The sequence below is a fragment of the Collinsella aerofaciens genome, from assembly GCF_039758815.1.
Lineage (GTDB): Bacteria > Actinomycetota > Coriobacteriia > Coriobacteriales > Coriobacteriaceae > Collinsella > Collinsella aerofaciens_BP.
In genome coordinates this window covers 258,885-271,964 of the sequence record NZ_JBDMSK010000002.1, presented here as the reverse complement: position 1 = coordinate 271,964, position 13,080 = coordinate 258,885, and the positions used below count along the sequence as shown (strand labels likewise).

12 protein-coding genes are annotated in these 13,080 nt (G+C 61.1%); 5 read left to right on the top strand and 7 right to left on the bottom strand.

Annotation, left to right across the window (positions count from 1 at the left end; translation table 11 throughout):
• Positions 1-73 precede the first annotated feature (73 nt).
• On the bottom strand, positions 74-475 hold the full coding sequence (locus ABHT90_RS02745) for a hypothetical protein (RefSeq protein ID WP_055286664.1): 402 nt from the start codon (positions 473-475) through the stop codon (positions 74-76).
• Between the two features lie 434 nt (positions 476-909).
• On the opposite strand from ABHT90_RS02745, the gene ABHT90_RS02740 reads away from it, so the two are divergent.
• Positions 910-1,614: a class I SAM-dependent methyltransferase gene (locus ABHT90_RS02740; RefSeq protein WP_346981500.1), complete on the top strand. Its 705-nt coding sequence runs from the start codon at positions 910-912 to the stop codon at positions 1,612-1,614.
• A 48-nt stretch (positions 1,615-1,662) separates the two neighbouring features.
• Here ABHT90_RS02740 and ABHT90_RS02735 read toward each other — a convergent pair whose 3' ends face one another.
• Positions 1,663-1,980 (bottom strand): hypothetical protein, encoded by a 318-nt coding sequence (locus ABHT90_RS02735; RefSeq protein ID WP_346981499.1) that lies wholly within the window; start codon positions 1,978-1,980, stop codon positions 1,663-1,665.
• Between the two features lie 56 nt (positions 1,981-2,036).
• Here ABHT90_RS02735 and ABHT90_RS02730 point away from each other — a divergent pair, with 56 nt between their 5' ends.
• From ABHT90_RS02730 to ABHT90_RS02715, 4 genes are all read left to right on the top strand, one after another.
• Positions 2,037-2,525: a GNAT family acetyltransferase gene (locus ABHT90_RS02730; RefSeq protein WP_022093963.1), complete on the top strand. Its 489-nt coding sequence runs from the start codon at positions 2,037-2,039 to the stop codon at positions 2,523-2,525.
• A 255-nt stretch (positions 2,526-2,780) separates the two neighbouring features.
• Entirely contained in the window at positions 2,781-4,784 is a 2,004-nt protein-coding gene (locus tag ABHT90_RS02725; protein ID WP_346981498.1) for a GTP-binding protein, read from the top strand.
• 93 nt (positions 4,785-4,877) lie between these two features.
• A complete protein-coding gene (locus tag ABHT90_RS02720; protein WP_346981497.1) occupies positions 4,878-5,996 on the top strand; it encodes an AAA family ATPase in 1,119 nt (372 codons plus the stop codon).
• On the top strand, positions 5,989-8,502 hold the full coding sequence (locus ABHT90_RS02715; RefSeq protein ID WP_430393359.1) for an excinuclease ABC subunit UvrA: 2,514 nt from the start codon (positions 5,989-5,991) through the stop codon (positions 8,500-8,502). Before ABHT90_RS02720 ends, ABHT90_RS02715 begins: the two co-directional genes overlap by 8 nt.
• Positions 8,503-8,531: 29 nt before the next feature.
• On the opposite strand, the gene ABHT90_RS02710 is transcribed toward ABHT90_RS02715, so the two are convergent.
• The 5 genes from ABHT90_RS02710 to ABHT90_RS02690 form a co-directional block, all read right to left on the bottom strand.
• Complete coding sequence (locus ABHT90_RS02710) at positions 8,532-9,131, bottom strand: tRNA (cytidine(34)-2'-O)-methyltransferase (RefSeq protein ID WP_195404294.1); 600 nt, start codon at positions 9,129-9,131, stop codon at positions 8,532-8,534.
• Positions 9,132-9,232: 101 nt separating this feature from the next.
• Positions 9,233-10,363 (bottom strand): GTP-binding protein, encoded by a 1,131-nt coding sequence (locus ABHT90_RS02705; RefSeq protein WP_117797701.1) that lies wholly within the window; start codon positions 10,361-10,363, stop codon positions 9,233-9,235.
• An 86-nt stretch (positions 10,364-10,449) separates the two neighbouring features.
• Positions 10,450-10,791, bottom strand: coding sequence for an arsenate reductase family protein (locus ABHT90_RS02700; protein WP_022093957.1), 342 nt, complete (start codon positions 10,789-10,791; stop codon positions 10,450-10,452).
• Positions 10,792-10,802: 11 nt separating this feature from the next.
• A complete protein-coding gene (locus ABHT90_RS02695; RefSeq protein WP_346981495.1) occupies positions 10,803-11,426 on the bottom strand; it encodes a flavodoxin family protein in 624 nt (207 codons plus the stop codon).
• Positions 11,427-11,537: 111 nt separating this feature from the next.
• Entirely contained in the window at positions 11,538-13,067 is a 1,530-nt protein-coding gene (locus ABHT90_RS02690) for a diguanylate cyclase domain-containing protein (RefSeq protein ID WP_346981494.1), read from the bottom strand.
• Positions 13,068-13,080 lie beyond the last annotated feature (13 nt).

Below are 13,080 nucleotides of genomic sequence, written 5' to 3'. Positions count from 1 at the left end.
AAGGGCCGACCGCGGAGATGCGCGATCGGCCCTTTTTAGTTGCTTGGCTGCAGAGGTTATGAGAAGCGAGCGCTTATAGGCGGTCCTTGTTCTCGGCCTTAACGGCGTGTGCCTGCTGAACAAAGAACAGGTCGTACACCACGATGACAAAGGCGCCAAAGTTGATGGCGTCGCCGCCAAACGCGGGAAGCGTGAGCACCGCTTGGGCAAGCGTGGCGACCGCGGCAACAATACCGAGCTTAAACGCGCCGTCCACCTGCGAAGGCTTGTTGGCGCCCTTGATACCGGCGACGCCTGCGGCAAGGTCGACGAGACCCTTGGCGATAAGCACGACCGCTGCGAGCGTGGCGTACGAACCGTACGTGGAATCGAGACCGCCCGTGGCGATACCGACGCCGGCGGTGACGAGGCTGGCGATGCCCAAAACGAAGTAGATGAGAGCAAGGATTTTGAGAGTCTTGCGAGTGAAGCTCATGGCTGGTCCTTTCGATACGAGTACGCCAACTTGGCGCACCCAATGTACTGCACATATGGTGAAGCACATTGTAGTTCAACGCGGCGATGCATGCGTTTGAAAGCGTCTCTTGCCCGCACGGTCCAACCTTTCAAAAAAGAAAGCTGGGCGTAAGTCAAATCGATGGCAGCGTATGCGCGGCGCTGCGATGATGGGGCCATGGTAAGAGCTGGACCGAAGGAGAAGCCATGATGTACGGAGCAGGGCAAGTGCGTGAGCCGCGGTCGTTGGGAAGGCGCATGAGTGATTCCGTGATCGCTGCCGTGTGCACGGGATTGATGGCGGTGCTTTGCATTGGGATGCTGTGGGCCATGTCACATGTGGGACAATAGCGGACGGTTGGGTGTCGTCATGAACGGCGCCCACGTATTCGTTTTGCTTGCTAAGGAGTACCCATGGGCGTCGTCGATCCCTTTTCTGTTGCTCGGGCCGCGGGGCTTGAGCTGACCGGGAAGCCCGAGGGCCTCACGCTCACCGACGGCACGATGGAGCTGCGTGCCGATTTTGGCCGCATGCTGCCGCGACTCAAGCAGGGCCGTCTGCAGCAAGAGCTGTTGGTGAAGGCTGCGCGCACAAAGGGCATCGAGCGACCATGGGCGATTGACGCTACGGCAGGCTTTGGCGAGGATTCGCTGCTGTTGGCGGCCGCGGGCTTTGCCGTCGATCTGTATGAGCGGGATTGCGTGATCGCGGCGCTCCTCAAGGATGCCCTGGATCGCGCGGCAGATGATCCGGCGCTTGCGGCTGCCGTGTTACGCATGCGCTTACATGCGGGCGAGGACAGCATTGCCGGCCTTCGCCATGTAGCTGAGCTGATCGGTCAGGGCGAGCTTGCCGCTCCCGACGTGGTGTATCTGGACCCCATGTTTCCCGGGCGCACCAAGAGCGCGGCGGTCAAAAAGAAGTTCCAGCTCCTACATCATCTGGAACAGCCGTGCGCCGATGAGGAGTCGCTGGTCGAAGCTGCGCTTGCGGTTCACCCGCGCAAGGTGGTTATCAAGCGGCCGGTGAAGGGGCCACTGCTTGCCGGCGTTAAGCCGAGCTATCAACTTGCGGGCAAGGCCGTTCGCTACGATGTTTTGGTTCCGCCGCGCCCGTAGCTTACGTGCGATGGTTGGCGCTCCGTCAGTGCCGTGCCGATGCGGAGTCTATTTCCAAGGATGCGACGTCAGATGCCAGCCGCCGCAGTACTCGCATTTGTAGCAGGCCAAACCACGTCGCCCGCGGTTTTCGCAGTCGGCCATAACGGCCTCGGCCTCGGCGCGCGTGTCGTAACGGTTTTTTCGCTCGCACGACTTGTAGCGCCAGGCCTCATCTCGCTCGGCGTCCAGGGCGTCGCGGCGCTCATCCTCGCGCGCAAACAGGTCGCTCATATCGCCGCCCGTAGCAGTGCCCAAAAACTCGCTTTTGGCCTTTGACCAGGCGGCTCGCTTTTTGCTCCCCATCTGCTTCGTGCCCTTCTCCAAACGTTGGTATCATTGCTCAATCAAAGTGATACCAATAAACGTGAGGTCGCCGCGTGATGATCAGAAAAACCCTCGATACCGACATTCCCGCCGTCATGGCTATCTATGACGCGGCCCGCGCCTTTATGCGTGCGCATGGCAACGCCACGCAGTGGCCCGAGGGCACGCCTTCTGCCGAGCAGCTGGCTGCCGATATCGCCGCCGGTGGCAGCTATGTGTGCGAAGTCGACGGCCGCGTGGTGGCGACGTTTGCCTTTTTACCGGGCCCGGACGAGTGCTATGACGTCATTGAGGACGGTCAATGGCGTAGCGACACTCCGTACGCCGTGCTGCACCGTGTGGCATCCGACGGCACCGTGCACGGTATCGCGGCTGCGATGTTTGCCTTTGCCAAAGAACGTGCCGATCACCTGCGCATCGACACGCATCAGGATAACCTGCCCATGCAGGGTGCCATCATAAAGGCCGGCTTTGAGCGCGCTGGTATCGTCTATGTGTCCGACGGCACGGCGCGTGTCGCGTTCGATTGGCTGCGCGAGGCGTAAGAGCAGGGGCGCGTACCAGTCCTTAATTCGAATGAAAAATGGCTCCGGGTGGGGCCATTTTCGATTACTGCGCTGTTTTGAAAGCCGGCTTTCGCAAGGCGCGAACCTACGAAAATCGCCGCGCGGCAACGCGGGACGATGAGCTCGGTCGGGGGATAGGGCCCGCTTCGCCCGCCGGCTCGTAAATTGTATCATCCAGTGTGGAACGAGGACGCCCGTTGCCGCGTGCGATGGGCTTGCAATAAGAGGAGAGCCATGTCGAAGCAAGCGGTCGTTGGAATCTTGGCGCATGTCGATGCCGGCAAGACCACGTTGGCCGAGGCCATGCTGTTCAACGCGGGCCGCATTCGCAAGCGCGGCCGCGTGGACGATGGCGATTCGCATCTGGACACTAACGCGATCGAGCGCGAGCGTGGCATTACGATCTTCTCGTCGCAGGCTGTACTCGACCACGGCGATACCCACGTCATGCTCGTGGATGCGCCCGGCCACGTTGATTTTTCGGCCGAGGCGGAGCGCACGCTGCGCGCACTCGACTATGCGATTTTGGTTGTGGGCGCCAACGACGGCGTGCAGGGGCACACCGAAACCCTGTGGCGCCTGCTTGCACGTTATGACATCCCGACATTCATCTTCATCAACAAGATCGATTTGGAGAATCCCGGCCGCGATGTTTTGCTGACACAACTTGGGCAACGTCTCTCCGAGGGCTGCTTGGATGCCAACGAACTGTTGGCGGGCGGGGCCGTTCAGGAGGACGCTGCCGCGTTAGACGAAGAAGCGCTCGAGGAGTTTTTTGAGGCGGGTGAGCTTTCCGTCGCGACGCTGTCACGCATGGTTGCCGAGCGCAAGCTCTTTCCCTGCTTTGCCGGCTCGGCGCTTAAGGACCAAGGCGTGGACGAGCTGCTGGATGGCATATGCGCGCTGATGCGTGAACAGGCGTGGCTCCCGGAGTTTGCCGCGCGCGTTTATCGTGTCAGCCGCGGGGATCGCGGCGAGCGCTTGGCTTGGGTTAAAGTGACCGGCGGCACGCTGCATGCCAAGCAGGTGATTGGCGGACGTTCCGGTGCCGAGGCATGGGAGCAAAAGATCGACCAGGTGCGCATCTATAACGGCGAAAAGTATGAGCTTGCCCAAGAAGTTGCCGCTGGCGGTATTTGTGCCGTGACGGGTCTTGCGCACGTTCGCCCGGGGGACGCCCTGGGCGCGGAGCCTGCGGGCGATGCACCTGTCATTGCGCCGGTCCTCACCTATACGGTGCTTCCGGGCGAACACGATGTCCATGCGGTGTTCAAAGCGCTGACTGAGTTGGCGGACGAAGATCCCATGCTCGGCGTAAGCTGGAATACGCATCTGGAGCAGATTCACCTGCAGCTGATGGGCGCCGTGCAGCTCGAGGTCGTGCAGCGGGTGTTGGCAGATCGCTTTGGCCTTTCGATTGATTTTGAGTCTGGCGGCATTCTCTATAAGGAGACTATTTCGCAGCCGGTCGAGGGCGTGGGGCACTTTGAGCCACTGCGCCATTATGCCGAGGTGCATCTGAGCCTGGAGCCGTTGCCAGCGGGTTCGGGCGTGCAGTTTGGCACCGTGACCTCGACCGACGAGCTCGATCTTAACTGGCAGCGTCTGGCACTTACTAACGCCATGGAGCGCGATCACCTGGGCGTGCTGACCGGCTCGCCCATCACCGATGTACGCATTACGCTCACAGGTGGCCGTGCGCATGCCAAACACACCGAGGGCGGCGATTTTCGCCAGGCTACGTACCGTGCGATTCGCCAGGGACTCATGCAGGCACGTGAGGCCGGCGCGGCGGTACTATTGGAGCCGTGGTACCACTTTGAGCTCGAGGTGCCGGGGGAGTGCGTGGGCCGGGCGCTCTCGGATGCCACGCGCATGGGTGCCGAGTACGAGCCGCCGACGATGGCGGGCGACCGGGCGAAGCTTGTGGGTCGCGTACCGGTATCCGAGGTGCAGGATTACGCGCTGGAGGTGGCTGCCTACACGAGCGGTCGCGGACATCTGTACCTGGAGTTCGCCGGTTATGCGGCTTGCCATGATGCCGAGCGCGTAATCGAGACGGCCGCCTATGAGCCCGAGGCCGATCTGCCCAACACGCCCGACTCGGTCTTTTGCTCTCACGGCACCGGCTACACGGTCAAATGGTACGACGTACCCGCCGCAGCTCATGTAAAGGTCGATCCCGCCACCTTCCGCCCCTGGCGAGCGGCGGACGCCGAGTTTTTCGGCCATAGGTGATAGAGGGTCAGTCTCTTTGCCGCATCCTGTTGGTATAACTCGGTATAAGTTGGTATAACTGTTACCAGGGTTTGCCAATCTGAGGAGGCCGACATGAATCCAAATCCCTTTAAGCCCACGGCTGGCAAGCGGCCTCCGATACTCATCGGTCGCGAGTCGGTCATCGAGGATTTTGAGGAAGGGCTCGATAACGGCGCCGGAGCGCCGGGTAGGCTCATGCTCATTACGGGAAATCGCGGCTGCGGCAAGACGGTTCTCCTGCGGGAGCTGCAACGTCTAGCCAATGAGCGCGGATGGGCGGTTGTCTCCGATTCCGCTTCGCTTGGCTTATGCGACCGATTGGCCGACGCGCTTCGCTCGAATAAGCCCGTTGTGACGTCAATGGAGTTCGGTCCGTCGTTTGGCCGGATGTCGGTCGAGGCGGCGCGGGCAAAGGGCGAAACGTTGCGAGGGCTGGTCAACGAGCGCCTCAAGAAGCTCGGTCCAGGCAAGGGCGTCTTGTTTGCGATTGACGAGGCACAATCGGTGTCTATCGAGGAACTGGCGGCTCTTGCCGTCCTCTATCAGCAGGTGCTCGGAGACCAGGATGCCACGGGCTTGCCCGATAGCGACCAGCGCGGTCTTGCGCTGGCGTTCGCCGGCTTGCCCAGTATGGTTGACGATCTGCTCGAAGAGCCGAGCGTGACGTTTTTGCGGCGTGCCCAGCAGCGTACGTTGGGGGCAATATCTTTGCCCAAAGTGCGCGATTCGTATATCCAGACGGTCAAAGACGCTGGTCTTTACGTTGACGCGGAGACGGCGGACCTTGCGGCGCGCAAGAGCATGGGGCATCCCTATATGGTTCAGCTGGTGGGCTATTACATGTGGCGGTCTGCTGTCCGGCGTGGCTCGCAGGTCATCGAAAGGCGCGATGTCGAGAATGGCCATGCGGATGCCGTCTCCGAGTTCTACGAAGCGGTTGACGCACCTCTGTATTACGGTCTGCGCAGCCCTCAGCGCCTCTTTATCGAGGCTATGGCGGTTGACGAGGACAAGCCGACGCGCACGGCGGATATCATTGAGCGCTGCGACCGTACCCAGAGCTGGGCGAGTAAATATCGCGCAAGCCTGATTCGCGAGCGCGTCATCGAGGCCGCCGGATACGGCCTCGTCCGGTTTACCGTGCCCATGCTGGGCGAGTATATCCGCGACCGCGTTTTATGGCATGAGTAGGGTGATAAAGGTGACGGAACAGAAGATGAGCCCGCAGGCTATCGAGGTGCGCGGTGCACGTGTCCACAATCTCAAGGACATCGATATCGATATTCCGCTGGGGAGGCTCGTGGGCATTGCCGGCGTGTCGGGCTCGGGCAAGAGCTCGCTGGCGCTGGGAGTTCTTTATGCCGAGGGCTCGCGCCGTTACCTGGAGGCGCTCAGCACCTATACTCGACGTCGCCTGACGCAGGCCGAGCACGCCCAGGTGGACGAGGTATTGCACGTACCGGCGGCACTCGCGTTGCATCAGCGTCCCAGTGTGCCAGGCGTGCGCTCGACCTTTGGTACCATGACCGAGCTCAACAACAGTCTGCGTTTGCTCTTTAGCCGCTGTGCCCATCACGTGTGCCCACATTGCGGGGCGCGTGTGGAGCCGAGCCTTAACGTGGCTGCGGGCCTGTCGCTCACGTGCCCCGCATGCGGCCGCGAGTTCTACGCGCCGAGTGCCGAGGACCTTGCCTTTAACAGCGGCGGTGCGTGCCCTACCTGCGGCGGCACCGGTGTCATGCGCGAGGTGGACGAAGCGAGCCTGGTGCCCGACGAGTCAAAGACCATCAACGAAGGCGCGGTGCTTCCCTGGGGTACGCTCATGTGGGATCTGATGAAGCAGGTAGCCGGCGAGATGGGCGTGCGCACCGACGTGCCGTTTAACCAGCTCACGCCTCAAGAGCGCGACATCGTGTTCCACGGTCCGGCGGTTAAAAAGCACATTCTCTACGTTCCCAAAAACGGCGAGGGCGCCACGCCGCTCGATTTTACCTATTACAACGCTGTCTATACCGTCGAGAATGCGCTCGCCAAGGTTAAGGACGACAAGGGCCTCAAGCGCGTGGCGCGCTTTTTGCGCGAGGGGCCATGCCGTGACTGTGGCGGCACGCGTCTCTCCGAGGCCGCACGCCATCCCCAGGTGCGCGGTATCAATCTGGCGCAGGCCGCGGCCATGACATTGGGCGAGGCGATTGAGTGGGTGCGCGGGGTGCCCGCATCCTTGCCGGCCGAGATGCAGCCCATGGCAGCAGATATCTGCGATTCGTTTTTGAGCACGGCCCGTCGCCTGGTCGACCTGGGGCTCGATTACCTCTCGCTCGACCGCGCCGGTGCCACGCTCTCCACGGGCGAGCGCCAGCGTGTACAGCTCGCCCGCGTGGTGCGCAACCGATCGACGGGCGTGTTGTATGTGCTCGACGAGCCCTCGATCGGTCTGCATCCTGCCAATGTCGACGGCTTGGTAGGCGTGATGCGCGATTTGGTAGATGACGGCAACACCGTGGTCGTTGTCGATCACGATACGCGCGTGCTGGCAGAAGCCGACTATCTGGTCGAGATGGGCCCCATTGCCGGAGCAGGCGGCGGTAATGTGATTGCCGCTGGCACGGTGGACGAGGTCGAACAATCGCAGGGCAGCCGCATCGCGCCGTTTTTGAGATCGGACTCCAAGCGTTTGCGTCCGCAGGTGACTGACGACGAAATGTTCGACCAGGGACATATCCGCATGGCAACCGATGCCATCCATACCGTCAAGCCGCTCGAAGTCGATATCCCGCGCGGCCGCCTTGTCGCGGTGACGGGCGTTTCGGGTTCGGGTAAGACGACGTTGGTGCTCGAGACGCTCATTCCGGCGCTCAAGGCGCAGGCGGCCGGCGAGCGCCTGCCAAAACATGTGCGTTGGGTCGATGCCGAAGGCATTGCCCGCGCAAACCTGATTGACGCTACGCCTATCGGCGCCAACGTGCGCTCGACGGTGGCGACTTATGCCGACATCCATGACGAGCTGCGTCGCGCCTTCGCCCGTACGCCCGAGGCCAAGGCAGCCGGCTACAAGGCGGGCGCCTTTAGCTACAACACTGGCGCTTTGCGCTGCCCTACGTGCGATGGCACGGGCTCGATATCGCTCGACGTGCAGTTTTTGCCCGACGTCGAGATCGTCTGTCCGGCATGTCGCGGCTCACGTTATGCAGACGCGGCTTCGCATATCCATCGCGAGGGCAAGGACGGGAGCTTACTGACGTTGCCGCAGCTCATGGACATGAGTGTGGACGAGGCCCTCGACGCCACGCTGGGACTCAAAAAGGTACAGGCGCGCTTGCAGACCTTGCACGACCTGGGCTTGGGTTATCTCACGCTCGGTGAGCCCACGCCGGCGCTTTCGGGCGGCGAGGCGCAGCGTCTTAAGCTTGCGAGCGAGATGGGCCGCGTGCAGGACGATGCCGTATTCGTATTTGACGAGCCCACGATCGGCCTGCATACGCTCGATGTTCAGGTGTTGCTGGGTGTGTTTGACGGCCTCGTCGCCAAGGGCGCCACAGTTGTCGTGATCGAACACGATCTCGACCTTATCCGTAATGCCGATTATGTGATCGATATGGGCCCGGGCGGTGGCGATGCGGGCGGGCGAGTCGTCTGCGCCGGCACGCCGGGCGACATCGCGGCCTGCTCCAAGAGCATCACCGGTCGCTACCTCTAACCGAATGTGACAAAGGGACAGTTCCTTGGTCACATTCCCGGAAAGCCTGTTTGGCGCAGGGCCTCGTAGAGGACGATAGCAGCGCTGTTGGAGAGGTTGAGTGCGCTGATGCGGTAGTCGTCCGGGTCGACGAAGTTGCCGCAGATATCCTGTTGAAGGATGGCTTTGTGGCTGTCCTCGGTATGTCCGAGCGATTCCTCGTGGGCTTCCCAGGCCTCGGCGTTGTCAAGCGAATCGCAATCGCGCAACATGGGGATGCGTTCGCAGCGCTCGGGCGCCGCGGCAAGCAGCGGCTCGGGAATGCCCGAGCTCTCGCTGCCAAAGACCAAGTAGTCGCCATCGCGGTAGGTACTCTGCGCATAGGTGCGGCGTGCCTTTTTGGTCAGCAGATGCAGGCGCTCGTCGGCGGGGGAGAGGCCGCTGCGTGCAAGGAAATCCTCCCAGCCGGCATAGGTCGCCACGTCCAAGTTTTGCCAGTAGCCCAGGCCGGCGCGACGTACCGTCTTGTCATCGAGCGAAAAGCCCAGCGGCTCCACCAGATGTAGGCGGGCGCCGGTGACCACGCAGGTACGGCCGATATTGCCCGTATTGGCCGGAATCTCGGGCGCATACAGCACAATGTTGAACATGAATCTCCTTGGCTCAGAACGAAAAACCACCACGAAGGGGACAGGCACCTTCGTGGTGGTTTGGCGGTTACGTAGGCGGAAAAATGCCCGCTTGGATAAACCTAGGCGCGGTGCCAGTCGGTCAGGCAGGCATCGAGGGAGGCGATGAGCGCATCCTTGTCCATGTGACGGCCGATGATGCACAGGCTCGTCATGCGGTCGCCCGTCTCGTCGTCCCAAATCTGCATGATCTCGGGGTTCTCGTCGATGATCTTCTGCTTCTCGCCCTCGGGCGCCGAGTCGACAAACAGGCCGTTCTCCATCAGACGCATCTGGTGGCCGGCCTGCTCAAACATGTAGCACATGTCCGGATCGCCGGTCTGCCACAGCGGACCCTTGACGCGGATGACCTCGTCGGGCCACTCCTGCTCAACAAAATCGGTGAACTTCTGCAGGTCAAACGGCTTGCGGCGCGAGTACACAAAGGTCTCGATGTCGTACTCGAGCACCTCGGGGTCGTCGTGCTCCTCGGGATGCTCCATGGCCTCGATCCAGGCGGCGGAGTTGTAGGCGCGCATAAAGTCGAAGCGGTCGGTGTCGAGCAGCTCCTCCATGGGGACCTCGCCGTTTTGGGCCTCGACAATCACGGCGTCCTTCTGCAAGCTGCGCACGATAGCCTTGAGCTCGGCGATCTGCTCAGGCGTCACGGTGTCGGTCTTGTTGAGGATCAGCGTGGAGCAGAACTCGATCTGCTGGATGAGCAGGCTCTCGATGTCGTCCTCGTCGATATCCTCTGCCAGCAGGTCGCGGCCGCCGTTGAACTCGTCGTACATGCGGGCGCAGTCGACCACGGCCACGATGTTGTCGAGCGCAAGCTTGGGCTCGCCGCCCACCTTGGCCTCGTCGCAGAAGCTCGAGATGGTGTAGGCGATGGGGATGGGCTCGCAGATCCCCGAGGCCTCGATGATGATGTAATCGAAGTTGCCCGAATCGGCGATGCCCTGCAGCTGGTTGGCAAGGTCATCCGAAAGCGTGCAGCAGATGCAGCCGTTGGTGAGCGGGATGAGGTCGTCGGTCTCGGAAAGGCCGCCGTCGGCGATGAGGCTGGCGTCAACGTTGATCTCGCCGATATCGTTGACGATCACGGCGGCGCGGATGCCGCCGTCGTTAGCGAGGATGTGGTTGAGCAGCGTGGTCTTGCCGGCACCGAGGTATCCGGTAAGCATGATGATCTTCACGGGTTTGTTGGGCATGTGCCCTCCTTTGTTAGACATGGCTTACAGTTGAATCTTATGCCAAACGCCTGCTCTTATACCCACGCGCCGGCAAATAACACAGGCTACTCCCAGGCTCCCCATACATCGGGGCAATAACCGACGGTAGCCTTTTTGCCGTTGCGCACGATGGGCTCGGCTAGAACCTGCTGGTTTTCGAGCAACTTGTCGAAGCGCTGGCTAGGGGTGAGGTGCTGGATGAGCGCGAGCGTCTCCTCGTCCTTGGCCTTGGGATTGAGCAGCTTGTCGATGCCGCCGACCGCCTGCATCACGCTCGTGAGCTCGCCTTTGCTCATCTCCTTTTCCTTCAGGTCGATAAACTGCACCTTAATGCGGCGCTCCTTAAAATAGCGCTGGGCCTTCTTGGTATCGAAGGACTTCTTGGTGCCAAAAATCTGGATATTCATGTTCCGCCGTTCTAACGAATGAAGTTGGTGCGCTCGCGATCGGCTTCGGGGGCTTCGATGCCGGCAGCCTGCCCTGCCTCGATACAATGCAGGAGCCAAGCCATGTTCTTGCCGATGTTGCGCATGGTGGCCAGGCCCTCGGCGTCCTGGGCGGCCTCGCCCGGCATGGCACCAAAGACGTTGTTCCAGTATGTGGAGGCGACCACGGGCATCTGGTTGATGGTGAAGTACTTGTTGAGTACGTCGAACGTGGTCGACGTGCCGCCGCGGCGGGCAACGGCGACAGCGGCGCCCGGCTTGTGCGCAAAGGCCTTGCTGCCAGCATAAAACGCGCGGTCGAGGGCAGAGAGGATGCGGCCGCTGGGGTGTGCGTAGTAGACGGGGGAGCCAAAGACAAAGCCGTCGGCCTGCTCGGCGGTGGCAATGAGCTCGTTTACCACGTCGTCATCAAAGGTGCATCGACCGCCAAGCTTGGCGCACTGACCGCAGCCGATGCAGTCGCGGATGGGCTTGGCGCCCAGCTGGAACACCTCGGTATCGATGCCCTCGGCATGCAATTGCTCGGCGACCTCGGCGAGCGCGCGGGCGGTGTTGCCGTTTGCCTTGGGGCTGCCATTGACCAAAAGAACCTTCATCACAAACTCCCTCTGCTTTTGGTGACTTCTGCGGAGGATTATCGCACGAGAGAGCAGATGGCGTGGGGCGCGATGCGAAACGGCTTGTGTTTCACATCGCGCCCCACGACGCTAGTCCAGTTTGGTGCCCGGTACCTGCGGCGCTTCTTCAAGTAGCGCTTTGAGCTCATTCAGAATGGAAACGGGCTGTCGGTCGACGGCGTCCAGATGAAGCGTAGCCACACGAAGGGGCGGCTGATATTCAAATGAGCCAAAGAGCACGGGAGAGCCCAGGAACCGCTCGATTTCCTCTGCGATCGCGTCGGTCTCTTCGGGATCGAATTCGTCGAAAAGCGCCACGAACATCGGTCCCGTCGAACGGAACAGACGACCCTTGCCGCGCGAACAATCCATGAGGCAGGCAGCGCTCTCCGCCAAAACGCGGTCGCCTGCATCAAAGCCAAAGCGGGCATTGACCTGAGCGATATCGTCGATTTTAATGGCGACCAAGCCCGCCTTGCGCGCGACGCGACGCATTTCGCCAATGGCGTTGACCAGGGCGTGGATGTCGCCCAGGCCGGTCACGGAATCGGTCGTATCTGCCAAGCTGCGGTTGATAATCATGCCCACGTACATGTTGGGCTCGGTATCGGTGCCGTCCAAGCGGTAGCCCGTGCAGTCGCAAAGCACGTATGCTTCGGTGGCATCCATCACGCGATACTGCATGTAGTGGAAGTGCCACGCACCGTTTATCACCATATCGAGCTCGGCGCGTACGTTGTCGCGGTCCTCGGGGTGAACGCGGGCAAGCCACAAGTCGAGTGAGTTAAAAGGATGCTGGGAGGGCAGGTCAAAATCGCGTACGGCATTAACCGACCATTGCGATTCGCCCGTATCGAGATTGAGGATAAACGGATAGCGCGTCTCGGAGCTCATGGAGATCGCTTGGAACACCCGGTCGTTGCACGGAAGCTGCTCGGCAATTGGGTGTGGCGGCGCGTCATTGTCTTTCGGTTGCTGCACACGATGCATAAGCTTATAGCGATACATCTTGCGATCGGCATCCATCGTCATCTGGCGACGCGTGTCGCCGGCAAGTGGATTGACGCGCGAGCAGCCAAAGCTAAAGCTAGCGATCATGGGCGCCTTGCCGTCTGATGTTGCCTCGACAAGATTGGTGCGTGTCCGCTCCAAGCGCTGCTCGAGTTCGGCTTCGCCTGTCGTGGGGGACACGAGTACAAATTCATCTCCACCGATACGGAACAGCACTTCATCGTACTCCATTGCCTCGGTGAGCGCGCGGCAGATGCCCAGAATATAGCGATTGCCTTCGGCGTGGCCGAACCTATCATTGCAATGCTTGAGATGGTCGATGTCAATATAGGCGCAGGTGAAGGGGTCGCCTTTGCGCCAGAGCTGCTCGACGTGACGGTCGAGTCCGCCGCGGTTGCCCAAGTTGGTGAGCTGATCGATATAGGCGTTGCACTCAAGCAGCTGGCGCTCTTGTTGCAGGATGGCATGCGTCTTTTGCAGTTGCTCACCAACGGCGCGTAGCTCAGCAGGCAGCGCGGAAACATCGAGTTCGGCGGTCGAGACACCATTCGCAAGTCGCTGAAGATAGGCAATAATCGATTGCTCGCCCAAGCGGTATGACTCGTTCATGATGAATAACCTC

Coding starts and splice junctions, on each gene's coding strand:
- ABHT90_RS02745 (WP_055286664.1), bottom strand. CDS start 475: ATGAGCTTCACTCGCAAGACTCTCAAAATCCTTGCTCTCATCTACTTC.
- ABHT90_RS02740 (WP_346981500.1), top strand. CDS start 910: ATGGGCGTCGTCGATCCCTTTTCTGTTGCTCGGGCCGCGGGGCTTGAG.
- ABHT90_RS02730 (WP_022093963.1), top strand. CDS start 2,037: ATGATCAGAAAAACCCTCGATACCGACATTCCCGCCGTCATGGCTATC.
- ABHT90_RS02725 (WP_346981498.1), top strand. CDS start 2,781: ATGTCGAAGCAAGCGGTCGTTGGAATCTTGGCGCATGTCGATGCCGGC.
- ABHT90_RS02720 (WP_346981497.1), top strand. CDS start 4,878: ATGAATCCAAATCCCTTTAAGCCCACGGCTGGCAAGCGGCCTCCGATA.
- ABHT90_RS02715 (WP_430393359.1), top strand. CDS start 5,989: ATGAGTAGGGTGATAAAGGTGACGGAACAGAAGATGAGCCCGCAGGCT.
- ABHT90_RS02710 (WP_195404294.1), bottom strand. CDS start 9,131: ATGTTCAACATTGTGCTGTATGCGCCCGAGATTCCGGCCAATACGGGC.
- ABHT90_RS02705 (WP_117797701.1), bottom strand. CDS start 10,363: ATGCCCAACAAACCCGTGAAGATCATCATGCTTACCGGATACCTCGGT.
- ABHT90_RS02700 (WP_022093957.1), bottom strand. CDS start 10,791: ATGAATATCCAGATTTTTGGCACCAAGAAGTCCTTCGATACCAAGAAG.
- ABHT90_RS02695 (WP_346981495.1), bottom strand. CDS start 11,426: ATGAAGGTTCTTTTGGTCAATGGCAGCCCCAAGGCAAACGGCAACACC.
- ABHT90_RS02690 (WP_346981494.1), bottom strand. CDS start 13,067: ATGAACGAGTCATACCGCTTGGGCGAGCAATCGATTATTGCCTATCTT.